Raw genomic sequence first — 26,624 nt, forward strand, 5'->3', positions numbered from 1 at the left:
AGAATACCTATTAAAAATATTCTTGAAGTTCTTTATAATCATTTTTCTCATAAAACCTTCTTTTCAAAACTAATGATTTTCTTTTAACTTTATAAACAACATATAAAGATATTAAAACATACTTCATAACTTCAAAATACAAAAATATTAATGATGATACTAAAGTTAATATTGTTAAAAAGTAAACGGCTAAAACCACTATAAAAATATAATAGTTAATATTAAGAGAATTAATAAATATATAATATAAATAAACCATAAATATTATAAAAATAGTTAATGCACCTAAAATCATAGTTATTTTTATTAACTTAATTACGCTAGACTTTCTTATAATAGGCAATATAACCCATTTTTCCTTACCTAACTTGATAAGATCTAATAAAAACAATGAATTAATCTCATTATCAGTAAGAAAATTAATAAGATAAATACGTACAAAGATTTTTCGAATATTCGCGATATCAAATAAAAGTTTATATTTATAAGCTTTTATTTTTTTGACTGAATTTGGATTATTTTTATTTAGACAATATTCAAATGTAGCTTCAAGCTCATCATATTTGTATTTATCAAAGCTATGTTTATCAAATTTTTCTTTAAAATAAGTCGATCTCAAAATAATTGCAATAATCAGAGGCATTATTGCAACTATAAGTGTTACAAGTATACTTATTATTTCATTACTTAATAACAGAAACACCACCCATATAATTTATAAGTGCCTCAGGAACCATAATAGAACCATCTTCTTGTTGATAATTCTCTATAACGGCTAATAAAGTTCTACCAACAGCCAAGCCAGAACCATTTAAAGTGTGAACCAATTTTGGTTTTTTCATTGATGGATCTTTGTATCTAGCTTTCATTCTACGTGCTTGGAAATCACCACACCAACTACAAGAAGAAATTTCTCTATAAGTATTCTGAGACGGTAGCCAAACTTCTAAATCATAAGTTTTCTTAGCACTAAAGCCCATATCACCAGTACACAGCTTCATTACTCTATAAGGTAGATTTAACTTTTGTAATACTTTCTCAGCATGTGAAGTTAAAAGCTCTAGAGATTCTTCTCCTTTCTCTGGAGTTGTAATATGTACTAGCTCAACTTTCTCAAACTGATGTTGGCGAATCATTCCTTTAGTATCTCTACCATATGATCCTGCTTCACTTCTAAAGCAAGGAGTATGAGCAGTATAATGTCTCGGTAAAGATTCTGTATCTAATATTTCATCTCTAACTAAGTTTGTAACAGGCACTTCAGCTGTAGGTATTAAACTATATTCAAAGTCCCCTTCTAACTTAAAAAGATCCTCAGAGAATTTTGGTAACTGACCTGTACCATACAAGCTATCATCGTTTACCATATATGGTACATAAACCTCTTCATAACCATGCTTTTCTGTATGCATATCAAGCATAAATTGAGCTAGAGCACGATGTAATTTAGCTATTTTACTTTTTAAAACAACAAAACGGCTACCTGTGATCTTTGCACCTGCTTTGAAATCTATCATTTTAAGTATTTCACCAATATCTGCATGGTCTTTTGCTTTAGCCTCAGGATGAAATTCACGTGGTGTGCCCCATTTTCTTATTTCAACATTCTCATCTTCATCTTTACCTACAGGTACATCATCGGCTGGAATGTTAGGCATACCTAATAAAGTTTGATTAATATCTTCAAGCAAAGTTTTTAAATCTTTTTCAACTATTTTAAGCTCTTCATTTATCTCATTAACTTTTGTGAAAATATCACTGGCATCTTCACCTTTAGCCTTTCTCTTACCAATCTCTTTCGATATAGTATTTCTGTCAGCTTGAAGTTCTTGAGTTTTCTCTTGTAATTGCTTTCTTTTTGCTTCTTTTGCCTCAAACTCTGAAACATCAAACTTATAACCTCTTGTTGCAAGTTTCTCGGCTACATCTTGTAAATTATCTTTGATATATTTTGCATCAAGCATTTTTTATAAAATCCTTATTTTTCAAATTTAAAAATAGATTTACCTGTCATCTCAGCAGGTTGATGTATATCCATCACATTAAGCATTGTTGGTGCAATATCAGAAAGCTTACCATCTTCTATAGCTACTTCTGCTTCCTTATGCCCCACATATACAAATGGTACAAGGTTTGTTGTATGAGCCGTATGAGGTTTTTGAGTTTCTGGATTTAGCATCATGTCCGCATTACCATGATCAGCTGTAATAAACATATTACCATTATGCTCAAGTATTACATCTTTTAATTTAGCTAAACATTGGTCAAGATACTCAATTGCTGTCATAGCCGCTTCATAGTTCCCAGTATGTCCAACCATATCAGAGTTAGCATAGTTACACATTATACAATCATATTTACCACTCTTTATAGCTTCAACTAACTTATCTGTAACCTCTGGAGCTGACATCTCAGGCTGTAAATCATAAGTAGCCACTTTCGGAGATGGAATCAAGATTCTATCTTCACCTTCAAATTGATCCTCTTTACCGCCGTTGAAAAAGAATGTCACATGAGGATACTTCTCTGTTTCAGCTATCCTTAACTGAGTTTTATGATTTTTCATTAACACTTCACCTAAAGTATTAACTGGCTGCTCTGGAGGGAATGCTACAGCACACTCAAGTTTAGAATCATACTCTGTTAGTGTTGTGAAATTAATATTTAAATGTCTTGACCTTAGAAAGTGATCAAAAGTTTTATCTACAAAAGCATGACTAATTTCTCTAGCTCTATCAGCTCTAAAATTCATAAAGATAACACTATCATTATCCTTGATCTTGACTAACTTATCATCTTTTTTAATACAAGTTGGTATGACAAATTCATCAGACTGGTCACGAGCATATGATTGTTCTAACGCTTCTAAGGCGTTACTATATATATATTCAGCTTCAGCATTTGCTATAGCATTATAAGCTTTTTCAACTCTATCCCAACGATTGTCTCTATCCATAGCATAGTATCTACCAGAAACACTAGCTATATATCCTAAATTTAAATCTTGCAATAATTTATCAGCTTTTTTGATAGACTCCTCTGCAGATCTAGGAGGAGTATCTCTACCATCTAAAAATGCATGTAGATAAACTCTTTTAACACCCTTCTGTTTAGCTATCTTTATCATCTCAAAGATATGCTCTTCATGAGAGTGAACTCCTCCAGGAGAAAGTAGTCCCATTAAGTGCAAGCTTGAATCATTTTGTTTAACATTTTCAACAGCATCACAAATGGCTTTATTTTCACCAAAAGTTTTCTCTTCGATAGCTTTATCAATTTTTGTAAGCTCTTGATAAACCACTCTACCTGAACCTATATTTACATGTCCTACTTCAGAATTACCCATCTGCCCTCTAGGAAGCCCTACTGATAAGCTAGATGCATTAATAAGAGTTTTTGGAAATTCTTGCCAAATATTGTCCCAAGTTGGAGTATTTGCATTTTTAATAGCGTTAAAATAATCACTATCACTATAACCCCAGCCATCAAGAATTACTAATAGAGTCGTTTGTTTCATAATTATCCTCGAAAAGTTTTAACTTTTGAAATCATTTTTCTATACAGAGCTAATTATAACTTTATATTTAAAGTTTGTCTGCGTTGATATCAAAGTTTTAACTATTTTCTAACTTCCATAATACTTTTTCAAGAAGATACCATAGTAAAGCTACGAAAAATTCAAAAGATACGAGTTTCTAGTGACTAAAATATATACTATTAGATAATACTGAATCAAGTTCGATATATGTTTAGTTTACAATAGTATAATAATTACCTCATTGAGGATCCATCAAACGAAAGATAATTAATAAAATTAGAGAATTACATTTTATTATGTGATGACAGATCATTAATCTGTTGTTGTTTTATACATTTATGATAGTAGCTAAGTTTTTAACCTGCTAGCACTTCTTCTATACTGTTTAACCTTCGAACTTCGACTTGCTGATTAGGAATAATAATAGCAATAATCAAACCAATCACACCTACAGCTAAAAGAAGTATACACAAGCCTGCTGTTGGAGATAACCAGCCCATAATAATCGTTGCTATCATTGGAGCAAATCCAGATAGAGATGCGCCAAATCCAAAACCAATAGAGCAACCTGTTGCACGAACTCTAGGTGGGAAGATCTCTGTATAATAAGGAGTTGATACACCCTGAATTATCGATGTCAAAGCAGCCATTGCGATAACCATAGCGGTCACTAACGCAATACTCTTAAGCTGCATTAACATAACCATTGGCACACTCAGGACTAACAATATCACATAACCAGCAATATGTGTTTTCTTACGCCCTAAGATATCAGATAAGTATCCCGCTAAAGGCATAACAACACACATAATAGCTATACTCACAGTATTTATTGCTAATGCTGTGGAAAGACTGAGATTAAGCTCTGTTTCCATGTATGTTACCATGTATGTTATATCTAGATAGTAAAGCACCATAGCTGTAGTTGATAAGCATATAATTAATGTTAAACGCCATGGATAATGCTTAAGCAGATCTCGAACAGGTTCAACTTTAAAGTTATTTTCAGTATTTTCAACCTTCTCATCTTCTTTTATAAAAAAGTGAAACAGCAGTAGGAAGAAACCTAAAGCAAATGGAATACGCCATGCATAATATTGTAATGACTCAGGTAGAAGATTTAAGGTTAAATAACTAATACCAGATGCTAGTAAAAAACCAACAACTGCTGTTGAATATGCGACTGCTAAGTTAAAGCCTGTATAAGCTTGTTGCTCAGCTGTTAGGGTCATTAGATTACCAAATTGTCCACCAGCTGATAATCCCTGAAGAACTCTAACTAAAACTAGTAATATTGGAGCCCAAATCCCAATACTGCTATAGCCTGGTAAAAAAGCCATGATAATTGTTGGTATTGCCATAAAGACAATAGCAATATTCATCGCATAATGACGACCTAATTTATCACCAAGCCTACCAAAAATTATTGAACCAATCGGTCTTGCTACAAATCCTGCAGCAAATGCACCAAAAGTTGCTATTAAAGCAACCCAAGCATTAGTTTTTGGGAAAAATTGAGCCGCAATTATTGTTGCAAAATATCCATATAAAGAGAAATCATACCATTCGATGATATTACCAAAAGAGTTTTTTAAAGTACGAAAAATTCGTTCAATCATAACAAAAGTTTTATATTCCTTATTTGTTTTTTACAATTTTATTATCGTTTTATAATAACTAAATAGTGCTACAAATTCAAATTACTGACTTTTTTACAATCTTCTGTTTTAACTTTGTTATTTATGTAGTTGAAATTTTCTTATATAATCTTTGATAGCTTTATTATTTATATCAATCTCTATGAAAGAATCTACAAAAGAAAATAAACTACCAACTCTTGATCAAGTATGTACTCTAAATGTTTTAATAGACACTTTTTCTGAAGAGCTAAGAAAAATGAAGTTTGAGGGTGACATTCACTCTGATTATGCTTCAAGAATATCAACCTCTATGGACAACAGTGTGTATTTTATTGTTCCTGAGCTAGTAGTTTTCCCAAAAAACAAATGGGATGTTAATAGAGTTTTTGCTTTAGCAAGTAAAAAAGAGTATCAAGAAATAAAATTCTCACCTCGTGGCGGAGGAACAGGTACATCAGGACACTCGTTATGTGCTGGAGTTATAATAGACTCAAGCCGTTATATGAATGAAATCTTAGAAATAAATATTGAAAAAGAATTTGTCAGAGTAGAGCCTGGTGTTGTCCTAGATCAATTAAATGATGCACTGGTAGATACGGAGTACTTTTTTGCACCTAATTTATCACCTAGTAATAGAGCAACATTAGGCGGCATGGTAAATACCGATGCTTGTGGTAAGGGTTCAAGAATATATGGTCGCACTAGCCAACATGTTTTAGAGTTAGGATGTACATTAGTAAATGGACAAAAGCTTACGACAAAAAAAATAAAGCTAAATGAGCTAGAAGAAGATAACCTAAATGAAGTTGAAAAAAATATCTATACAACGGTTGTTGAACAAATCATAGATAAATATAGCCTAATTGAAGAAAAATCACCTAAGTTAAGTAGATTTTTAACAGGTTATAATTTAGCGAAAACTTATGATAAAGATGATAATGCTATTAATCTTAGCTATTTAGTTTCTGGCTCAGAAGGAACTCTTGCCTTTGTTACAGAAATGACTCTCAAACTTACCAAAAAACCAAAATATAAAGCCCTATTTAGTATCTCATATGATAGTTTTAATAAAGCTCTAAAAGCTGCTAGAGATTTACTATCTTCAAATCCATCTGCCATAGAGACTATTGATAACAATATCATTGAAATAGCCAAAGATGATGAGATTTATCATAAAATAAAACACATGCTTGAGAAAAGTACTTCTATAAATATTGCTGCGGTAAACCTTGTAGAGTTTATTGCTGATTCTCAACATGAACTAGATACTAAAACAGCAAAACTAGAAAGAACCCTACTCGAGAAACAAGCCGTCTTTCATCTAACAGAAAGCCCTACAGAAATGGATAGCCTATGGGAACTCCGCAAAAAAGGTGTTGGACTACTTGGTGCAATGAAAGGCGATCGTAAACCAATTCCATTTATAGAAGATACAGCTGTTGCCCCTGAAAAACTAGCAGATTATATAGCTGAACTAACAAAACTATTAGATTCTTATGGTGTTAAATACGGCATGTTTGGTCATGTCGATGTTGGTTGTCTTCATGTCCGCCCTGCTCTAGATATGAGTTCACCAGAAGACTATAAAAAAGTAGCAAAAATAACAGAAAAAGTTAGCGAGCTTGTTAGAAAATACGGTGGTGTCTTGTGTGCTGAGCATGGCCATGGCCATAGAAGTGAGCATCTAAAAGATTATTTTGGTGAAGAGCTTTATGAATCTTTAGGCCACATTAAAAAAGCTTTTGATCCGCATAATCAACTTAACCCAGGTAAGATAACTGTACCTAACGGTAGTAAAGATCAGTTAGTAAAAGTTGATGGTCCTTTTAGAGGGTATTTAGATGAACAAGTTCCAAAAGAGATGCGTCAACAATTCTCTGGTGCATATAATTGTAATGGTAACTCTCAATGTTTAAATTATAATTTAGACACGGTTATCTGCCCTTCAGCTAAGGCTAGTAGGAACTGGTTATATTCACCTAAAGGAAGATCTGCAGTTTTGCGTGAATGGCTAAACCAGTTAGCTGCAAAAGGTTATTCTACTATCGATAAAGAAGATAGCTTTGGTTATGAAAGAGCTGAAGATACTCTTAATGACTTCTCACACCAAGTTTATGATTCTTTAGATAAATGCTTAGGTTGTAAAGCCTGCATCACAGGCTGCCCTATCAAAGTTGATATCCCTACTATGAAATCACAGTTTTTAGCAAATTATCACTCTAGATATAAAAGACCAGCCTTAGATTACTTTGTTAAGCATAGTGAATCTATCTTGAAGATAAATTTATATATGCCAAAAATCTTCAATGATATATTTAATATACAGTTTGTTAGAGCTGGCTTAGCAAACACTATTGGGTTTGCTGATACTCCCTTAATAAGTTCCTTAAATTTAAGATCTGAGCTAAAGCAAAGAAATGCTCCTGAGTTTAGTATTCAAGAACTTGATAACTTGTCAATTGAACAAAGGAAAAAAACTGTCTGTATAGTCCAAGATATTTTCACATCACTATATGATACCCATATAGTGCTGACTTTATATGATTTTTTAACAGCCTTAGGGTTTAGAGTTTATTTTGCTCCTTTTAAAATAAATGGTAAACCTTCTCATGTTAAAGGTTTCTTAAGATATTTTAAGAAACAAGCCTTAAAAGCAACTAAGCTTTATAATGAAATATCTAGAACTAAAGTTGAGATGATCGGTATTGATCCAGCTATGACTTTAGTCTATCGCGATGAATATCGTAAGGTTTGTGGCGATCAAGTAAGATTTAAAGTAAAAATGCTTCAAGAGTGGCTAGTTACAAAACTAGAAGACTTGCCACAAATGAACAATATGATAGATAATCAGTTTAATCTATTTAATCACTGTACAGAAAAATCCCTATCTACGGCTACTACAACTGATTGGCAAAAAATCTTCACTCACTTCGGTATAAATACAAAAATTGCCAATGTTGGTTGCTGTGGTATGTCAGGTAGCTTTGGTCATGAATCTAAACATGTGGATGACTCAAAACAGATCTATAATTTAAGCTGGAAAGATAAAATAAAACAGTCTGGAATTAGAAATTCTATAGCAACAGGATTCTCTTGTAGATGCCAGGTTAAGCGTATCGAAGGACACACAATTAAGCATCCTATAGAAATTTTAGAATTAAATCGAAAAAAACAGCAAAAAGTGTTGACACAGAAAATAGGATAAGTATAATAATCAACATTCCTCGGGTTGTTAGCTCAGTCGGTAGAGCAGTTGGCTTTTAACCAATTGGTCACAGGTTCGAATCCTGTACAACCCACCACTTATTTTTCTAATTTTACTACCGAATACAAAAAACGAAATTTCTTTTTTTATATCATTTTTGATGAAGCAGTAAATCTAATTTATTATAGATAAATTCACTAGAAGTTTCGACTAGCTAAAAAGGCTATTTTTTTATGAACGCTATTTGTAGGGTGTAAGTTATCAAAGAAAATATATTTATCGATATTCTTATGGCAATTAGCCGTTTTATCATAATCAAGTAAATAATCTAATTTATCAGTTTTTAGCTGAATATCTAAACATGGTTTATCACTTATATATTTTTTGGTTTCTATTAATTTATTTAATAAACTATAAAAATCTATAATCTTAATATCTATACATTGTTGTTTATATTTAGAAACAACTTTTTCAATATTAGTATTTGTTTCAACAACTTTGTTATATATTTCAGTGCGCTTACTATTAGAAGCATTAAAATATCTAGGAGCTTTACTAAAATCTGGAAGATTAAGAACTAAAATATGTTTAGCATTTTTTTTACTTATAAGAATTTGTATAGCTTTATCTATATTTTTTTCATTTTGAACTTATTAAAAAACTAAATATCTAAATTATAAACAAAATTTGAAATGGTTTTTAAGACTTTAAAATATTAAGGAAAATTAAGTTTAGAAAAATTTAGTGATTTATATGATTAATCAGCTATAGCAATAGCTTCTATTTCAACACGCACATCTTTTGGCAGTCTAGCAACTTCAACACATGAACGAGCTGGGAAGTTACCATCAAAGAAAGAACCATAGATCTCATCAATAGTTTTAAACTCTGCCATATCTTTGATAAAGATAGTTGCTTTAATAACCTTATCTAGACTTGATCCTGCTGCTTCTAATACAGCCTTTAAGTTTTGCATAACCTGAGTTGTTTGTTCTTTTATGCACTCACCTGACATAGTACCATCTGGTCTTAGGCCAATCTGACCAGAAGTATAAACGAAACCACCTACTTTTATAGCTTGTTCATATGAACCTATTGCCTGAGGAGCATTTGTAGTATTAACTTTTGTCTTTTCCATTCTATGTATTCCTCGCTACTTTATATGTTGGATCTACCTCTTCAAAAACACAGTATGGTCCTGCATTTTTCAATATATCACGACAATCTTCACTTAAGTGTCGTAAGGTAACTTTTTTGCCTAAGTCTAGATACTTCTTAGTTATAGTATCTATTGCCTCTGTACCTGAGACATCCATAACTCTAGAATTAGCAAAATCTAAGACAATATTATCAGGATCATGCTGTATATCAAATAGGCTCATAAAAGATGTTGTTGAACCAAAAAATAGTGGACCAAAAAACTCATATACTTTTGTACCATCTTCTTCACGGTGTGTTCTACTTCTTACTTGAGAATTTTTCCACGCAAATACTAACGCTGATACGATCACACCAGAAATCACAGCTACAGCTAAGTCAGCATAAACAGTAATAACAGTTACGATAATTAAAACAAATTTGTCTGAGTTAGGCATAAAACGAAGTCTATTAGTACTTTCCCAAGCAAAAGTATTAACACAAACCATAAACATAATACCCACTAATACAGCCAATGGTATCAATGATATCCAATGCGATAACACAACTACAAAACTAATCAGCAAAACTGCAGCAGTTAATGATGATAAACGCCCTCTACCACCATTTGTAAAGTTAATTATAGATTGACCAATCATTACACAACCAGCCATACCGCCAAAGAATCCACAAGTAATATTACCAACACCTTGAGCTACACACTCTTGGTTTCCACTACCTCTTTTACCATCCATTTCATCTAAAACTGATAATGTAAGTAATGATTCTATAAGACCTACTAATGCAACCAACACAGAATAAGGCAATACAATCCAGAAAGATGCCCATGTTAAATGAAAATCAGGAATAGCAAAGGTTGGGAAGCTTCCAGAAATATCTTGATATTGGCCAATATTCTCAACTGGTAATTTAAATGCTATCGCAGCTATTGTTACAAATATAATAGCCACAAGCCCTGATGGAACTTTATCTGTAACTTTAGGTACAAAATATACAATTGCCATCGTAATAACAACTAAAATATACATCCATATATTTGCATCATGGAAAAATCTAAGCTGTGCCATTGCAATCACAATCGCTAGTCCATTTACAAAACCATACATTGCTGGCTGAGGAACTAACCGAATAAACTTACCAAGTTTAAATAAACCAATTAAAATCTGCCATACTCCAGCCATAATCGTACATAATAATATATATTGCAAAATATACATACTTGTTTGTTCTTTGGTCATACTATGCAAAATATCCGCTGGAATAATTTCATGTATATGTATTCCTAGAGCAATTAGAACAACTGCAACTGAACCAGTAGCTCCAGAGATCATACCAGGTTTACCACCCACTAAAGCCGTAATCAAACCAAGTATAAACGCTGTATATAAACCAACAGTTGGTGAAACACCAGCTAACAAAGAAAAACCTATCGCCTCAGGTACTAGAGCAACTGCTACTACGATACCAGATAGCACATCACTTTTTATATTCCTACCGATAAAGGTATTTTTATAATCTAACAATTTACTTCCTATATTTTTATTATTTAGTTAAAGTTTAGGGCTATAAAGATACCATAAAAGTAGTTGTTATTTAAGTAGAACAAAATTTTACTTAAATGAATTAAATTGTATTTTTATATTTTTTTAGACAAATAATTGCTACGACAACCATAAATATTAAAAGAGGATATATACTATTTAAAATATCAAGAAAGCCCGCCCCTTTTAATAAAATCCCTCGAACTATATTTAAATAATGAGTAAGCGGTAAGATATTACCTATGACTTGAGCCCACTCAGGCATCCCTTCAAAAGGAAACATAAACCCTGATAATAATATCGATGGTAAGAAAAAGAAAAATGTCATCTGCATTGCTTGTAACTGTGTATCAGCAACTGTTGAGAAGGTTATCCCAACCAAAAGATTCGCTATAATAAAAGGAAACGTAGCTATAAGTAATAACAAAATACTACCGACAATAGTTATGCTAAATATTACTTTAGCAAAAAATATAATTAGTAGCAGTTGGATATAACCCACAACTATATATGGAGTTATTTTACCAAATATAATTTCTAGAGAAGTTACAGGTGTTGCAAGTAAAGACTCCATCGTACCATACTCTTTCTCTCTAGTAATAGTCAAAGATGTGACCATAACCATAGTCATTGTTAAGATGACTCCTGCTAAGGCTGGAACAATATTATTTTGCGTCTTATTCTCTGGGTTATATTTATTGTGAATTACAAAATTAAATGGCTGCTTTTGCTGAACTTGAGATTTATTTGAAAAATATTGACTATATATGGATTTAACTTTATTTATTGCATCGAGCGCCGCCCCTGTACCAGAGTTTGCTCCATCAGCTATTATTAGAATATCTGGTGATTGTCCTCGATAAACCTCTTTTGTAAAGTTTGGAGGAATATCAATTATAAATTGAACCTTCCCTTTTTGCATTAGAGTCATGGCTTGACTCCGTGAAAGGTTTTGATACTTAATATCAAAGTATTTTGTATTGTTGATCTTCTCTATAAGATAGTTTGTTTGTAGTGTTCTATCATTATTAACAAGAGCTGTATTTAAATGCTTAGGATTCATATTAATAGCAAAGCCAAAAAGTATTACTTGAATCAAAGGGATACCTATGACAAGTCCAATAGTCACCTTATCTCTAAGCATATGAATAACTTCTTTCAAGAAAATTGCATAATACCTATTAATATCAAAATGTTTCATGCAAAGTTATCCTGTTGGCTTTTCATTAAAAATATAAAAGCATCTTCTAAAGATGTATCTATCTTATGCCATTCAAACTCACTATATTCTTTTTGTATATCTTTTACATCTACATTATTTTTAACACTTAAATGCACACTACTTCCAAACATAGAAACTTGTTCAATTTTTTCATTATCCTGCAATTCTAAAACAACTCTATAGACATTTTTACCCGAAATGTTATATGTTTTAATACCACAGCTATCTATTATATCTTTTTGTGTACCACTAGATAGTAATTTACCATAAGCAATATAGGATAGTTTATTACACCTTTCTGCCTCATCCATATAGTGAGTGGAAACCAATGTAGTTATGCCTTTACTAGATAAAGTTGAGATATAATCCCAAAACTCTCTTCTTGCCTTAGGGTCTACTCCAGCAGTTGGCTCATCTAGCAATAAAAGTTTAGGATCATGAATTGTTGCCACCCCAAGAGCTAGTCTTTGCCTCCAACCACCTGAAAGCTCATAAGCCTTTTGATTTGCTCTTGCTTTACCCATTTGAAGATTCTCTATAGTTTTATCTACAGCTTCTTTTATATTTTTTAAACTATGCAATCTAGCAAAAATTTTAAGATTTTCTTTGACTGTTAGATCTGGATATAACGTAAACTTCTGTGTCATATAACCAACTTGCTGCTTGATAACACTAGCATGTGTACCAATATCATAACCAAGACAAGTTCCCTCTCCTTTTGTTATTGGCAGCAAACCACAAACCATTCTTATCGATGTAGTTTTACCTGAGCCATTAGGCCCTAAAAAACCATAAATGTCACCCTCTCTTACTTGTAAAGATATATTATCTACAACAGTCTTTTCACCATAAACTTTAGTTAGTTTTTTTACATCAATAATAAAGTTATCTTCTAAGCTTTGGTTCATTGTAACTCTACCTTCACAGGTTCACCTATATGGATTAATGAGCTTTTGGGTGAATATTGAACTCTAGCTTTAACTTCAAAAGATATTTCCGAATCCGAGTTTATACCATATAGTAATGGAGGTGTATATTCCGCTTTATTTGATATATAACTTATCTCTGCTTGAATATTTTTACCATCAGTATTTTCAATACTAACTTTTTGGTTTATATGCACTTTTGCTAAATCTTGCTTTGATACATAAAAAACCACATATACATCTTGAGGATTGATAACTGTTATAACAGGGTTATATGCTCTAACCTCTTCACCAACTCTATAGAGAATTTGATAAACATAGCCATTTTGGGAAGCTTTTACATCTGCAGAATCTATCTTTTGTTGTAAGTAATTTGAATTACTATTAACAAACATTGACATATAATTAGCTGCTGCAACTAAATCTTCTCGTGCTGGCATTTTATTCATAACTTGCGTTATTTCAAGATTTCTTACTTGGTTTATTGCTTCAACAAGTTTTCCTTTAGCTTGTTCAAATTGTTTCTTAGAGGTACTATCATCCTTTAACAAAGCTTTTTGACGAACATATTCTTCTTTTGCAACCTCTAAATTTGCCTTTGCTGTTTTTATATCAAATTTAGTCTTATCCAAATAAGGTTGTCTTTTACCTTTTGATAAATTATCTGATATCGCCTCAGATGCTTGATGTAAAAATTTATTTGATTTTAAAAGAGTTTGATTTTTTGATGAGTCTAATACAAATAATTGCTGACCTTTTTTAATATTTTGACCTTCTTTAACTTTTAATTCTAAAAGTTTACCACTCTCATCTGATGATATATATCTAATATCTGTACTTACATATCCAGGTATTATTTTATTTTCAGATCTCAAAAAATAATACACTATTCCTAAAGCACATATTATTAATAGTAAAGCTATTATTATAACTTTTCTTTTATCAGACATTTTAATTTTTATTAAGAGAATATTATTGAATTATAAATTAATTGAATTTCAAAATGAAATTTAAATCATAGCTATTGCTATTTCTAGCAAATTAAGTAATTATTTGGAAATTAAAAAATGAGGATCTTAAATTAATGCTTAAAAAAATAATTGCTACAGCTGCCCTAGTTTGCTGTATAAATTTTGCTATTGCTGATGTTGTAAATATTTATGCGCATAGGGGATTACGTCCACTAGCTCCTGAAGATACTCTTCCAGCATATACTGATGCTATGCGTGTTGGTGTTGATGTAATTGATACAGATATTAATATGACTAAAGATAAAGTCCTTGTTGTAACTCATGACTTAACTCTAAATCCTGATTTAACTAAAGATAAAAATGGCAACTGGATCAAAAAAGCAATTCCAATTAAAGATCTAACTCTAGCTCAACTAAAGCAATACACTGTTGGCTATATAAAACCAAACTCGCCAACTGCAAAGATGTACCCAAACCATGTAGGGATGCCAGATGTACATATACCCACACTACAGCAAGTAATAGACTATGTTAAATCAAACGTTGGTAGCCGTGTTCGTTTACAAATAGAAATAAAAACAGATCCTTATAATCCCAAGATAAGCTGGTCAGCTCAAGAGATGGCTGAAGCTTTGAATAAAGTCTTGGTAAAAAGCCGTATTTCCAGTAGTGTTGAAGTACAAGCTTTTGAATGGCAAGCATTGGTAGATCTTCAAAAACTAAATCCTAAAGTTCAAACAGCTTATCTAACTGACCATACAACTGAACCTATGGATGCTAAACAAGCAAGAACAATGAAAAATTACCAAAAATGGACAGCCCCTCTTAATCCCAAAGACTTTAATTACGACTATCCCAAAATGGTTAAAAAGTTAGGTGGCACATTCTGGGAACCTTATGAAAAAGACTTAACGAAAGCAGACCTTAATGAGGCTCATAAACTTGGTATAAAAGTTGTAACATGGAGCTGGACTGAAGACGAAGGAACTGACTTTGATTATAATGTTGCAAGTAAGCTTATAGATTGGCGAGTTGATGGCATGATTACTGATAGACCTGATATTTTAAGGGGTGTTGAAGCTGCAAAAGGTCTTGATCTACCGCCGGCTTATCCAAATATGCCTTTTCCAAAAACAATATAAAAAGTATTAGTTTATAATTTTTATCATCTAAGTAAATTTTTATTGAGGAATAAAAATTCTTAAACTAAACTAATTGCTACGTAATAATGAAATAAACCAAAGATATAGATAACTTTATGAATTTTTTAAAACCTGCAAAAGCGCTGCCTTTATTAGCTAAGGAGCAAATACAAAAATTATACCCTCACTGGCGACTGAGAATGTTTCTAGTTGCCTATATAGGTTATTTCACCTACTACTTTGGTAGAAGTAGTTTTGATGTATCTAAACAATATATCACAACGCTATCTCCTGATGAACTAGGACTAATAGGTGCTGGCTTAGGTATTGCATATGGTGTCAGTAAGTTTCTTATGGGCAATATTTCTGATAGAAGTAATGCCAAAGTATTTTTAGCTATAGGATTATTTGTAACAGGTTTTATTAACCTACTATTACCTAGCTTACTTTCTCTGGGTGTTCTTGTTATGTTCATAGCGATGTTCCTAAATGGTTGGGCTCAAGGTATGGGGTGGCCTGCATGTGCACGTATTATGACTCACTGGTTTTGTGCTAACGAGCGCGGTACTAAAATGGGAATCTGGAATACTGCTCATAATGTAGGAGCTGGATGTTTAGCAATTGTTGTTGTTCCTATTGGATTATTTTTATTTAGTGGCAACTGGCATGGACTTTTTTATGTTGCAGGTGCTTTATGTATAGCAGTAGGAATTTTAGTATTAATCTTTGGTGCAGATACTCCACAATCTCTAGGTTTACCTGCTATTGAAGTATACAAGGGTTACACCACAGCAGAAGCTCATCATGAAAAAGAATTTTCAGCTAAAGAAATATTCTTTAAATATGTATTAAATAATAAATGGGTTTGGTTGATTGCAACTGCAAATGCTTTTGTATACTGTGCAAGATACGGTCTTGGAAGCTGGGCTCCTTACTATCTAGTTCACGTAAAACACTTATCAACATCAGATGGTCTTATTGCTTATGCTATGTTTGAGCTACCTGCAATTCCAGGAACTATAATCATTGGCTGGTTGACAGATAGGTTCTTTGGTAGTCGTAGAGCTCCAATGAGTGTAATCTGTATGTTTTTATTTATTTGTGCATTACTTGTATATTGGTATAGCAACACTCCTGTAATTCTTTGGGCATCATTATCTGCAATGGGAATATTAATATATGGTCCTGTTGCCTTAATTGGAATACTTGCTCTAGATCTTGTACCTAAAAAAGCAGGAGGAACAGCTGCTGGATTTACAGGATTATTCGGTTATTTCCTAGGCACTGTTGGTGCTCAAGCTGTAATTGGCTTTATTGCTACATTCTTAGGTTGGAATGCGGTATTTGTATTCTTATTAAGTGCATGTGTTATTGCTATAGCTCTTTTAGGAATATGTTGGAATCTTGGCTATAATAAAGTTTCTACAGACTAAATTTATACTCCTAAATGACTTTCAATAATCTATTAAAAATTCTAATAACTTTTACAATACTTCTCTCATCAACATCATACTCTTTAAATTCTACAGAGATTGATAAATCCTTTGATAAAGCAGTAAAAACCAACCAGCTTAACTCTGCTCTAATTGGTGTTAAAATTATAAACTTAAATAATGGTAAAACTATATATTCTAAAAATGCTGATAAAAACTTTATCCCCGCAAGTAATACTAAACTTGTAACCGGAGCTACTGCTTTACTATACCTAGGGAAGAATTTTAAATATAAAACTAAACTTTATTATGATAAATCTCAAAATCATACTCTAAATAATCTATATATAGTTTTTTCTGGAGATCCTAGTTTTACTACTAAAGACTTACAAAATCTATTAAGCTCATTAAAGACTTCTGAAATAAATAAGATTAACCAAGTCTATTTTGTTAATAAGTTTTTCACTGGTCGCAATACTTCTATAAATGAAAGTCAATCTAGTGCAATCTTTGCTTACGGAGCCCCAAGTTCTATATATAATCTTAATGAAAATTCTGTAATATTAAAATTAACTCCTATTAAGCAAGGCTTTAATACTGAACAAATATCTGGCGAACCATTACAATTTAAAAATAATCTCTTTATTGCTACTAAACAACAGCTAAAAACATGCCAATTTAATGGCTATAACTATTATGAAACTTTAACTCTTTCAGGCTGTTTACCTAAAAATAACTATACTTTTAACTTTGCTATTCAACATCCAAAATCAGTGATGCAAAAAGCCATATTAAGAGAACTATCGAAGCTAAACATCACTACGATCAATAATATAAGAATTACCTCAAAACTTCCTAATAACACTACTTTATTAGCTGAACATAATTCTGCCAAATTAGATATATTATTAAAGCATATGCTAGTCGTTTCAGACAACTTATATGCTCAAACGATATTAAGAACTATTGGCTACTATTATAATAATGTTGGTAGCATCGTATCTGGAAAAAATGCTGTATTTGAAATATTACAAAACAAACTTAAATTAAACACAGATAGCATACAGTTGGAGGACGGAGCTGGAATGTCTGGTAATGATCTTTTAACTCCTAACTTCCTTACAAGTCTACTTTATAAAATGTCTTTAGATAAAAATTATAAACTTTTTAAAAATATGCTACCAATATATGGTGAAACAGGCACGTTAAAGAACTTCAAAGGCGACAAACTTAAAGATAAAGTTTTTGCAAAAACAGGAACTCAAACCACTGCTATAGCATTATCTGGATACCTTATTAAAGACAATAATCAATATGCTTTTTCAATACTTATCAATTCATTAAAAGAGTCTCAAAAATCTCTAGCTCATAATTTTGAAAGAGAGTTATTAGAAAGTTTATAATTACTAGCTAAAAGTTAATAAAATACCTCTATAACTAATAAAACCATAGAAAGTAAATTCAATATAATTAAAGTGTAACTAATATCTTTTAAACCTGATATGATAATCTTATAAGCTGTCCATAAAATTAGCCCTAATATCACCCCATGAGTTATTGACCCTGTTAGAGGAATTATAAACATAGTCAGTAATGCTGGCACTGCTTCTGGTATATTGTCCCAGTCAATATCTATTACTAACCTAACCATATGTACTCCAACAATAAATAACACTGGAGCTGTTGCTACTGCAGGGACAAGAGATAATAATGGTGACAAAAATAAAAATGGTAAAAATAATAAACCAGTTACAATAACCCCAAACCCTGTTTTAGTTCCTGCCTTAATTCCAGTTATTGACTCGATATAACCTATTGCCGAGCTAGTACCAAATATTCCTGATAATATTCCTGATATACCTTCAACAGTTAATATCTGTTTAAAATTTCTAGGTTCACCTTTTTCATCTAAAAGGTTTCCAGCCTCACAAATACCAATAGCACCAGCTAAACTATCAAATAACACTGTAAATATAAAAGCAAATATCGCAGGCCATAGAGCTATGGATAATGAGTTTACTAAATCAAGCTGGCCAAATACTGAAAAATCTGGCATAGAAACAATACCACTAAATTTAATAGAAAGCCCTAAGCTTGGAAAAAATAAACTTAGTAGCAAATAAATAAAAGTAATACCAACAATTCCTAAAATCAGCGAAGAGGAGTAGTTATAATAAGTTAATATCCCTATAAATAACAACCCAAGTATAAATAAAACAAATGAGATATTTAAATTAGCCATTTTAATAATATTAACAGGATCAGGCGCTACTATATTTGCTGACTTTAATGCTAAAAAAGCTATCAATAACCCTATACCTGCGACAACTGCATATCTTAACTGTTTGGGAATAGCTTTGATGATTTTTGTTCTAATATTGGTTACTGATAAAATTGTAAAAATAATCCCTGACCAAAAGACAACACCCAATGCAACTTGCCAACTTACATGCATTTGTTGAACTACTGTATAAGTAAAAAATGCATTAATACCCATACCTGGAGCGATAGCTATAGGATTATTTGAAAATACTCCCATTAGTATACATCCGATAAAAGACACAACTACTGTAGCCGTTAAAGCACCAGCAAAGGGTATCCCAGCTTGAGATAATATTACTGGATTAACAATGATTATATACATCATTGATAAGAAGGTTGTTAATCCACCGATAGTTTCTCGTTTAAAAGAAAAGTCATCTTCTTTAAATGCATCTGATATTTTTAATTGCATAACCTCAAACCTAAATAAACTTAGCCTCTAAACTATTATTTATAAGCTTAATAATTTGAGCTTCAGATAAATTTAACGCTTGTGCTATTTGTCTATAGTTTTCATTAACATAACCACCAAAGTATGCTGGATCATCTGAATTAATAGTTACTTTGACACCCTTTTCTAAAAGCTTAGCTGCAGGATGTTTAGATAAATCAGTTGTAACTTTTAAAGATTTATTTGATAAAGGACACATAGTCAAAGCGATATCATCTTTTATAATTCTTTGTGTTAAAGTCTCATCATGTAAAATTGCATTACCATGATCTATCCTATCTATACCTAATATATCTATAGCTTCCCAAATATACTCAACAGGCCCCTCTTCACCAGCATGCGCAACTAAATATAGTCCTTCTTTTTTTGCTTGCTCAAAGACTCTTTTAAATTTAGATGGTGGATTACCTAGCTCACTACTATCCAAGCCTATACCTATAAAATTCTCACGAAAATTCATTATTTTTTCAAAAGAGCGTAGAGCATGATCTTCAGATAGGTGACGCAAAAAGCATACTATTATACTAGCTTTTATACCAAAATCCTTTTCAGCTTGTTTAATAGCTTGAATCACACCACTAAATACAGTTGATAAAGCTATTCCTCTTTCTAAATGAGCTTGAGGGTCTATAAATATCTCGGTATGTGTTACATTATCTTGATTTGCTCTAATTAAATACGCATATGTTAAATCATAAAAGTCTTGATCTGTTATTAGCACAGACATACCTTGATAGTATAAATCTAAAAAATCTTGGAGATTGTTAAAGTTATACGCTCTTTTAATTTCATCTATTGAACTGTATTTAAGACTTACCCTATTTCTTTGTGCTAGTTCAAACATCATCTGAGGCTCTAGTGTACCTTCTATATGAAGATGAAGTTCAGCCTTTGGCATTGCTAATATATCTTTGTATAACATAATATTTAATAAGCTTATTAATTAATATTTAATAGACATATATTATCACACAACTTTTTCCTGTGAAACTATATAAACCCTATATAAGAAATATTTATTATATGCATAACCAATTACTATTTGACTCAATTTATAAGTTTAAATAGAATCGATCTATAGGCTTAATTTATTTTAAATATTTAATAGCCTAAACATATAGTTAATCCGAAATATATGTCATTCTACGACTTGGTAGAATCTAGTTTTATAAGACTCATAGTGAGTAGATACTATGGTCAAGACATAGGATGACAAAATAGTTTTAAAAGAAATTCGGATTTACTATAGCAAGCATTAGATTTATCTAATTATTGGATAGATCAAAGCTAAAACCTAAATCAATAAAAGGAACTGACCATGGTAAAAAAAATTGTCACTGCTGTAGGAATGTCTGGTATGTTACTATCTGGTAGTAATGCTTTCGCGGAAAACAGAGGTAGCCTATCTCCTCAAAGTGTAAATCTATCTCCTTTACGTAACTTAAATACTATAGATAGCCCAATGGCTAAAGATTATAGTTACCGTGAAGCTTTTAAAAAACTTGATACAGAGCAACTAAAAAAAGATATACAAGAGCTTCTAACTGACTCACAAGATTGGTGGCCTGCTGACTTTGGTAATTATGGGCCTTTCTTTATTAGGTTATCTTGGCATGATGCTGGTACATATAGAGTATCTGATGGTCGTGGTGGCGCTAATCGTGGCCAGCAGAGATTTTCACCTTTAAATAGTTGGCCAGATAATGTAAACCTAGATAAAGCAAGACAGCTACTGTGGCCAATCAAACAAAAATACGGGGATGCTGTATCTTGGTCTGATTTACTTGTTCTAGCTGGTACAGTTTCTTTAGAGTCTATGGGAATGAAACCTATTGGCTTTGCATTTGGTAGAGAAGATGATTGGCAAGGCGATGATACTAACTGGGGATTATCTCCGGAAGAGCTTTCTAGCAATGTCAAAGATGGTAAGCTAGTTAAACCATTCTCTGCTACGGAAATGGGACTAATCTATGTAAATCCAGAAGGTCCTGACGGTGAGCCAGATGTTAAAAAAGCTGGTGAAGCAATTCGTCAAGCATTTAGTGGTATGGGTATGACAGATAAAGAGACTGTTGCCTTAATTGCTGGTGGTCATACATTTGGTAAAACTCATGGTGCAGTACCTTCTAAAGATGTCAAAAAAGATATTGGTCCAGCTCCAGATAAAGCGCCAATCGAACAACAAGGTTTTGGCTGGCATAACAGTTATGGCACTGGAAAAGGCGATGATACTATGGGTAGTGGCCTTGAAGGTTCTTGGACTTCTACACCTACATATTGGAATCATGATTTCTTAAATAACTTATATAATCTAGATTATGAAAAAACATTATCTCCTGCTGGGGCTCATCAATGGGTTGCAACAAATGCTAAACCTGAAAATATGGTTCCTGATGCCCATAAACCAGGAGTAAAACATAAGCCTATAATGTTTACTACTGATCTTGCTCTAAAAGAAGATCCTAAGTTTAATAAATATGCTCAAGAGTTCTATAACAATCCAGAAGAATTTAAAGAAGAGTTTGCTAAAGCATGGTTTAAACTAACCCATAGAGATATGGGTCCTAAATCTAGATATATAGGCCCTTGGATTCCTGAACAAAACTTTATCTGGCAAGATCCTGTTCCTAAAGCTGACTACAAACAAGTATCAACTCAAGATATAGCACAGCTTAAACAAGATATTATAGGCTCTGGACTTACTAACCAACAGCTTATAAAAACTGCTTGGGATTCTGCTTCTACATATCGTAAAACTGATTATAGAGGCGGATCAAATGGCGCAAGGATTGCTTTAGCTCCAGAGAAAGATTGGCAAATGAATGAGCCAGCTAAACTTGAAGTTGTTATTACTAAACTTAAAGAAATTCAAGCTAACTTTAATAATACTAAGAAAGATGGTACTAAAGTTTCTCTAGCTGACTTAATAGTATTAGGTGGTAATATGGGTATTGAACAAGCAGCTAAACAAGCTGGTTACACTATAGAGATACCTTTTGTTCCAGGTAGAACAGATGCTACACAAGCCCAAACTGATGTAGAATCATTTAATTATCTAAAAACTAAAGCTGACGGCTTTATAAACTACACAGATGGTAGTATAGCAAATAATGACCTACCTCAAGCTTTAGTTGAAAAAGCAAGTATGCTTGATCTAAATGTCCCAGAAATGACAGTATTAGTTGGTGGTATGCGTGCTCTAAATGTAAACTACGATGATTCTCAAGAAGGTGTATTTACAGCAACTCCAGGTCAGCTTAATAACAAATTCTTTGTGAACTTGTTAGATATGTCTACAGAGTGGAAAAAATCTGATAAAAATGCTGGAGAATATATCGGCATAGATAGAAAAACTGGTAAGCAAAAATGGACTGCTTCTCCTGTAGATCTAATCTTTGGTTCAAACTCAGAACTTAAAGCTGTAGCTCAGGTTTATGCTGAAAATGGTAATGAACAAAAATTTGTTAATGACTTTGCTAAAGCTTGGCATAAGGTTATGATGCTTGGCAGATTTGATGTTCAAGAGTAATTCTAATAAATAATATCCTCCTCATATAATATTTTCTGATATTCTAAAATTACTACGCTCATTAATGATTAAGCTATTAAAATGGATTTAAATAAAATAATAACTATATTATCCTTAACTATATCTTTTCTCTCTCTAGGATATGCTGCTAGAGCATTCTCTCTTAAAAATAAAATTAAAATAAGGGGCAGCTTTAGTCCAATAAGAGATTTTAATTATAAAGATAGATATTTTGGAAGTATCTGTTTAGAGAATATGAAAGACAGAAGAGTTGCAATCTATAAAATATACATAAGGATAAACTACTTAAATTATCTCTTAATTGAATCATTTGACGAAAATCCTTTAGTCCTAGACTCTTTCGGAATATTTAAAAAAGAGTATTCACCTGTAAATTATTATATTTCTGATTTATTACAATATAAGTTTGATATAAACAAATCCATTATTTCAAAATCAAAAAAAGAGATTGTTTTATCAACGAACTTTGGAAAATATATAGTAAGAAAAGATATAAGCAAATGGTCTCCTAACTATTTAAGTACCAAACTTATACCTGTCAGATTCAATAACATAAAAAACTCATTATCTCCATTATATAATGTTAGCTTACAGTTTAATGGACAAACAAATATATTTATAGTTTACCAAAATGGTTATACCTCTTTAGGAAACTTCTTAGATAAAAAAATTACCAATAAAACTTCCAAGCAAGAAATAGAAAACATATTAAGGCATAGATATGGTTCTGAAATCTCAAACCTAAAAGTGAGTGACTTAAGAAATTTCGAGAAAGAGTTAGTTTTAACATCAAAATTACAAACAATGATCCTTATAACTTTTTTAAAAATCCAGAACTTAATGAAAAAACGATAGAAAACTGTAACTTACTCTCTTTGCATCTATGTTTATTTAATCTAATATGTAACTATAAACATAGTATTTTATTAAATTTCATATGCCTATAAATCTTTATCATGAAAATGATTATCTAAGACAAAATAACGATATTGCTAAAAAAGAAAACTTCTCGCCTTTTCGTAGAGATTATGCGCGTGTTGTACACTCTTCATCATTTAGAAGACTACAAGCGAAGACTCAAATATTTCCAAGTTTTGAAAATGACTTTTTTAGAAATCGACTTACTCATTCTTTAGAAGTAGCCCAAATAGCCAAATCTATAGCAGTTAAACTAAATGCTGAACATGATCTTAACCTTGATTACGACCTTATCGAAACGGCTGCTCTTTGTCATGATATTGGTCACCCTCCTTTTGGACATAATGGTGAGGTTGCCTTAAATAAAAAAATGCACAATTTTGGTGGCTTTGAAAGTAATGCTCAGACACTTCGCTTAATTTCTCATACTGCAAAAAAAGATGTTGATCAAAAACAAAGCTTTGGTCTTAACCTAACTTATAGAACTCTTGCAGCAACTATAAAGTATGATAATTTAATACCAAGTGATCTTGAACATCTAACAAAAGGATATTATAACGAAGAGTCTAGACTTGTTGAAGATATCAAACAAAAACTACTAGAGCCATACGATTTAGAGTCTACAAAAGGTAATTTCAAAACTATTGAATGCTACATTATGGATGTAGCTGATGATATTGCTTATTCTACTTATGATGTCGAAGATGCTCTTAAGGGAGGATTTATAGATCCGCTATCTATGGCTAGTATTGATGATGGACTTCTTAAGAAGATTTTTAATGCTATGCCATCAGATCTAAAAATATCTAAAGATGAAATCAAAAATATCTTAATGAATATTTTCTCCGATTATATAGATTTCAACTCTGATTGTAGAGATATCTATAAAATTTCTAAAAACATTGCGAACAATAGTCTTTTGCGTACAAAATTAACATCAAAGCTGGTTAATAGCTGTATTCAAAATATTGAAATTGATATTAATCAAAAAGCTCCTATTATCTCTAAAGTTTATCTAAATGATGAAATTAGAAAACAGGTTGAAGTCCTAAAAAAATATATTTTATTTAAAATTATAAAATCGCCAAAACTCAATGTTCTAAGATACAGAGGTAGAGAAATTATTTCTGAAATTTTTGATATTTTGATTAACTCTGATACAAATGAGAGTCTTCTACCAGATGATATTGGTGCTATATTTTATAATACTCATAATGCTCAAGCCAAAGCTAGAATTATCTGTGACTATATTTCATCAATGACTGATAGATATATAATTGAACTTTATAACCAATTTAAATCAGATCCTTCTTCTATGATATTTAAGCCTTTCTCATAAAGTAACTAGCTCCACCAATACCTAGTAAAGAAACTGCTCCTGCAACAATTATCATATATATAGGAACCAATAAGCTATTAGTGGCTGAAATTAGTGATATTGTTAATGCAGGTGCTCCAGCTGAAAATATCAGATATCCTAAATTATAAGATATTCCATAACCTCTACATCTATACTCTAATCTAAAGAAGTTAGTTATTATGACATTATATGTTGAAGCAAAGAATCCCATAACTATAGATAATATTATAAAGCAAGCAAAGAAGTCTTTTCCTTCAATCATATTTTTATAAAAAACAGGCGTTACAACCATTGAGATTATAATCAAAAAAGCCAACATTTTAGTTTTAGATACATAATCACTAATGAAACCTCCAACTAGACAGCTTATCGCCATTATTATAGATCCAGTTAACAACATATCAGATAAATCAAATTTAGAAACTATATACATCTGATGAAATGATGGTAAAAATAAATATAACTGTGTAAAAAGCATAGCTATAGCTGCAACAAGAGCTATCCCAATTATTATCTTTGTAATAAATATTCCTCTTGAAGAGGCTTTACCCTGCTCATTGGCTATAGCTTCTTTAACTTGAGGTAAATCTACAATACTTTTTCTTAAGAAAAATAAAATAAAAGTAAAGCATGCTCCTATAAAGTAGCCGATTCTCCAACCATAATCTTGGATAAAAGCTTGACTAGCAAAATGATTTAACAGAAATAAAACTAATGATGTCATCATAATTCCCAAGCTGAGACAACAAAATACCATACTTGTTACAAAACCTTGTCTTTTTGGATAGTTTTCAACTATATAAACAACAGATACTGGTATTTCTGCCCCCATTGCTAAGGCTTGGATACAACGAAGAGATACAAATAATATAGTTGCTAACACTCCTATACTAGCTATTGTTGGCAGAAACGCTAAAGTTATTGTTGAAAAAAACAATAAAAACATATTTAAACGTAATATAAATGCCCTTCCTTTTTTATCAGCGATATGGCCAAATATCCAGGCTCCAAAAGGTCTAACGATATAGCCAACTATATAAACAAGAAAAACTAATAATGTATTACTAATAGAGCTACTTTCATCAAAAAACTTACTACCTATCGTCACAGCAAAAACTGAGTATATTGCTAAATCATAATATTCAAAAGCTGCTCCCAAAGTTGAGAACAGAAGTCGTTTATATTCTTTCATTTAATAGTCTTTTTAGAAATTTTTATATATCTTAATAATAATGCTATAGATATTC

Annotated in this window: 20 protein-coding genes and 1 tRNA gene; 8 read left to right on the forward strand and 13 right to left on the reverse strand. The window is 31.7% G+C overall.

All coding sequences use genetic code 11. The features are described from left to right. Window positions 1-10: 10 nt before the first annotated feature. The 4 genes from F7310_RS07110 to F7310_RS07125 form a co-directional block, all read right to left on the reverse strand. Window positions 11-643, reverse strand: coding sequence for a hypothetical protein (locus F7310_RS07110; RefSeq protein WP_145951739.1), 633 nt, complete (start codon window positions 641-643; stop codon window positions 11-13). Window positions 644-683: 40 nt separating this feature from the next. Further along, on the reverse strand, window positions 684-1,964 hold the full coding sequence (serS, locus tag F7310_RS07115) for a serine--tRNA ligase (protein ID WP_072712813.1): 1,281 nt from the start codon (window positions 1,962-1,964) through the stop codon (window positions 684-686). A 14-nt stretch (window positions 1,965-1,978) separates the two neighbouring features. Continuing rightward, window positions 1,979-3,517 (reverse strand): 2,3-bisphosphoglycerate-independent phosphoglycerate mutase, encoded by a 1,539-nt coding sequence (gene gpmI, locus F7310_RS07120; protein WP_072712814.1) that lies wholly within the window; start codon window positions 3,515-3,517, stop codon window positions 1,979-1,981. A 377-nt stretch (window positions 3,518-3,894) separates the two neighbouring features. After that, window positions 3,895-5,157 carry an MFS transporter gene (locus F7310_RS07125; RefSeq protein WP_072712816.1) on the reverse strand — a complete coding sequence of 421 codons (1,263 nt, stop codon included), beginning with the start codon at window positions 5,155-5,157 and terminating at the stop codon, window positions 3,895-3,897. A 181-nt stretch (window positions 5,158-5,338) separates the two neighbouring features. On the opposite strand from F7310_RS07125, the gene F7310_RS07130 reads away from it, so the two are divergent. Beyond that, on the forward strand, window positions 5,339-8,383 hold the full coding sequence (locus F7310_RS07130; RefSeq protein ID WP_072712817.1) for an FAD-binding and (Fe-S)-binding domain-containing protein: 3,045 nt from the start codon (window positions 5,339-5,341) through the stop codon (window positions 8,381-8,383). A 21-nt stretch (window positions 8,384-8,404) separates the two neighbouring features. Then, window positions 8,405-8,480 (forward strand) — tRNA-Lys (locus F7310_RS07135). Between the two features lie 100 nt (window positions 8,481-8,580). Here the strand turns inward: F7310_RS07135 and F7310_RS10860 are convergent. The 6 genes from F7310_RS10860 to F7310_RS07165 all read right to left on the reverse strand — a co-directional run bounded on the left by F7310_RS10860 (window position 8,581) and on the right by F7310_RS07165 (window position 14,180). Next, window positions 8,581-9,015 (reverse strand): SGNH/GDSL hydrolase family protein, encoded by a 435-nt coding sequence (locus F7310_RS10860; RefSeq protein ID WP_145951764.1) that lies wholly within the window; start codon window positions 9,013-9,015, stop codon window positions 8,581-8,583. A gap of 125 nt (window positions 9,016-9,140) precedes the next feature. Next, window positions 9,141-9,521 (reverse strand): RidA family protein, encoded by a 381-nt coding sequence (locus F7310_RS07145; protein ID WP_072712819.1) that lies wholly within the window; start codon window positions 9,519-9,521, stop codon window positions 9,141-9,143. Between the two features lies 1 nt (window position 9,522). After that, window positions 9,523-11,064: a SulP family inorganic anion transporter gene (locus F7310_RS07150; protein ID WP_072712820.1), complete on the reverse strand. Its 1,542-nt coding sequence runs from the start codon at window positions 11,062-11,064 to the stop codon at window positions 9,523-9,525. Between the two features lie 100 nt (window positions 11,065-11,164). Then, window positions 11,165-12,283 carry an ABC transporter permease gene (locus tag F7310_RS07155; RefSeq protein ID WP_072712822.1) on the reverse strand — a complete coding sequence of 373 codons (1,119 nt, stop codon included), beginning with the start codon at window positions 12,281-12,283 and terminating at the stop codon, window positions 11,165-11,167. After that, window positions 12,280-13,212: an ABC transporter ATP-binding protein gene (locus F7310_RS07160; protein WP_072712824.1), complete on the reverse strand. Its 933-nt coding sequence runs from the start codon at window positions 13,210-13,212 to the stop codon at window positions 12,280-12,282. Before F7310_RS07160 ends, F7310_RS07155 begins: the two co-directional genes overlap by 4 nt. Continuing rightward, window positions 13,209-14,180: an HlyD family secretion protein gene (locus F7310_RS07165; protein WP_072712826.1), complete on the reverse strand. Its 972-nt coding sequence runs from the start codon at window positions 14,178-14,180 to the stop codon at window positions 13,209-13,211. Before F7310_RS07165 ends, F7310_RS07160 begins: the two co-directional genes overlap by 4 nt. Before the next feature lie 134 nt (window positions 14,181-14,314). Here F7310_RS07165 and F7310_RS07170 point away from each other — a divergent pair, with 134 nt between their 5' ends. The 3 genes from F7310_RS07170 (at window position 14,315) to dacB (ending at window position 18,179) form a co-directional block, all read left to right on the forward strand. Beyond that, a complete protein-coding gene (locus F7310_RS07170; RefSeq protein ID WP_072712828.1) occupies window positions 14,315-15,343 on the forward strand; it encodes a glycerophosphodiester phosphodiesterase in 1,029 nt (342 codons plus the stop codon). Between the two features lie 116 nt (window positions 15,344-15,459). Next, on the forward strand, window positions 15,460-16,776 hold the full coding sequence (locus F7310_RS07175) for an MFS transporter (protein WP_072712830.1): 1,317 nt from the start codon (window positions 15,460-15,462) through the stop codon (window positions 16,774-16,776). A gap of 14 nt (window positions 16,777-16,790) precedes the next feature. Then, window positions 16,791-18,179: a D-alanyl-D-alanine carboxypeptidase/D-alanyl-D-alanine endopeptidase gene (gene dacB / locus F7310_RS07180; protein ID WP_072712831.1), complete on the forward strand. Its 1,389-nt coding sequence runs from the start codon at window positions 16,791-16,793 to the stop codon at window positions 18,177-18,179. A gap of 14 nt (window positions 18,180-18,193) precedes the next feature. Here dacB and F7310_RS07185 read toward each other — a convergent pair whose 3' ends face one another. Next, the gene (locus tag F7310_RS07185) at window positions 18,194-19,510 is read right to left on the reverse strand and encodes an NCS2 family permease (protein ID WP_072712833.1); all 1,317 of its coding nucleotides are present in this window, start codon (window positions 19,508-19,510) and stop codon (window positions 18,194-18,196) included. 10 nt (window positions 19,511-19,520) lie between these two features. Then, complete coding sequence (locus F7310_RS07190; protein WP_072712835.1) at window positions 19,521-20,471, reverse strand: adenosine deaminase; 951 nt, start codon at window positions 20,469-20,471, stop codon at window positions 19,521-19,523. Between the two features lie 396 nt (window positions 20,472-20,867). Here F7310_RS07190 and katG point away from each other — a divergent pair, with 396 nt between their 5' ends. The 3 genes from katG (at window position 20,868) to dgt (ending at window position 25,356) form a co-directional block, all read left to right on the forward strand. Continuing rightward, window positions 20,868-23,078 carry a catalase/peroxidase HPI gene (katG, locus tag F7310_RS07195; protein ID WP_072712836.1) on the forward strand — a complete coding sequence of 737 codons (2,211 nt, stop codon included), beginning with the start codon at window positions 20,868-20,870 and terminating at the stop codon, window positions 23,076-23,078. 81 nt (window positions 23,079-23,159) lie between these two features. Beyond that, on the forward strand, window positions 23,160-23,954 hold the full coding sequence (locus F7310_RS07200) for a hypothetical protein (RefSeq protein WP_072712838.1): 795 nt from the start codon (window positions 23,160-23,162) through the stop codon (window positions 23,952-23,954). 82 nt (window positions 23,955-24,036) lie between these two features. After that, window positions 24,037-25,356 (forward strand): dGTP triphosphohydrolase, encoded by a 1,320-nt coding sequence (gene dgt, locus F7310_RS07205; protein ID WP_072712839.1) that lies wholly within the window; start codon window positions 24,037-24,039, stop codon window positions 25,354-25,356. Here dgt and F7310_RS07210 read toward each other — a convergent pair. After that, window positions 25,340-26,569 (reverse strand): MFS transporter, encoded by a 1,230-nt coding sequence (locus tag F7310_RS07210; RefSeq protein WP_072712841.1) that lies wholly within the window; start codon window positions 26,567-26,569, stop codon window positions 25,340-25,342. The genes dgt and F7310_RS07210 overlap by 17 nt on opposite strands. Window positions 26,570-26,624 lie beyond the last annotated feature (55 nt).

Source organism: Francisella uliginis, assembly GCF_001895265.1.
Taxonomy (GTDB): domain Bacteria; phylum Pseudomonadota; class Gammaproteobacteria; order Francisellales; family Francisellaceae; genus Francisella; species Francisella uliginis.

What these genes read in the sequence shown, in the direction of transcription:
- F7310_RS07110 (WP_145951739.1), bottom strand. Translation starts at nt 643, where the DNA reads ATGCCTCTGATTATTGCAATTATTTTGAGATCGACTTATTTTAAAGAA.
- serS (WP_072712813.1), bottom strand. Translation starts at nt 1,964, where the DNA reads ATGCTTGATGCAAAATATATCAAAGATAATTTACAAGATGTAGCCGAG.
- gpmI (WP_072712814.1), bottom strand. Translation starts at nt 3,517, where the DNA reads ATGAAACAAACGACTCTATTAGTAATTCTTGATGGCTGGGGTTATAGT.
- F7310_RS07125 (WP_072712816.1), bottom strand. Translation starts at nt 5,157, where the DNA reads ATGATTGAACGAATTTTTCGTACTTTAAAAAACTCTTTTGGTAATATC.
- F7310_RS07130 (WP_072712817.1), top strand. Translation starts at nt 5,339, where the DNA reads ATGAAAGAATCTACAAAAGAAAATAAACTACCAACTCTTGATCAAGTA.
- F7310_RS07145 (WP_072712819.1), bottom strand. Translation starts at nt 9,521, where the DNA reads ATGGAAAAGACAAAAGTTAATACTACAAATGCTCCTCAGGCAATAGGT.
- F7310_RS07155 (WP_072712822.1), bottom strand. Translation starts at nt 12,283, where the DNA reads ATGAAACATTTTGATATTAATAGGTATTATGCAATTTTCTTGAAAGAA.
- F7310_RS07160 (WP_072712824.1), bottom strand. Translation starts at nt 13,212, where the DNA reads ATGAACCAAAGCTTAGAAGATAACTTTATTATTGATGTAAAAAAACTA.
- F7310_RS07165 (WP_072712826.1), bottom strand. Translation starts at nt 14,180, where the DNA reads ATGTCTGATAAAAGAAAAGTTATAATAATAGCTTTACTATTAATAATA.
- F7310_RS07170 (WP_072712828.1), top strand. Translation starts at nt 14,315, where the DNA reads ATGCTTAAAAAAATAATTGCTACAGCTGCCCTAGTTTGCTGTATAAAT.
- F7310_RS07175 (WP_072712830.1), top strand. Translation starts at nt 15,460, where the DNA reads ATGAATTTTTTAAAACCTGCAAAAGCGCTGCCTTTATTAGCTAAGGAG.
- dacB (WP_072712831.1), top strand. Translation starts at nt 16,791, where the DNA reads ATGACTTTCAATAATCTATTAAAAATTCTAATAACTTTTACAATACTT.
- F7310_RS07185 (WP_072712833.1), bottom strand. Translation starts at nt 19,510, where the DNA reads ATGCAATTAAAAATATCAGATGCATTTAAAGAAGATGACTTTTCTTTT.
- F7310_RS07190 (WP_072712835.1), bottom strand. Translation starts at nt 20,471, where the DNA reads ATGTTATACAAAGATATATTAGCAATGCCAAAGGCTGAACTTCATCTT.
- katG (WP_072712836.1), top strand. Translation starts at nt 20,868, where the DNA reads ATGGTAAAAAAAATTGTCACTGCTGTAGGAATGTCTGGTATGTTACTA.
- F7310_RS07200 (WP_072712838.1), top strand. Translation starts at nt 23,160, where the DNA reads ATGGATTTAAATAAAATAATAACTATATTATCCTTAACTATATCTTTT.
- dgt (WP_072712839.1), top strand. Translation starts at nt 24,037, where the DNA reads ATGCCTATAAATCTTTATCATGAAAATGATTATCTAAGACAAAATAAC.
- F7310_RS07210 (WP_072712841.1), bottom strand. Translation starts at nt 26,569, where the DNA reads ATGAAAGAATATAAACGACTTCTGTTCTCAACTTTGGGAGCAGCTTTT.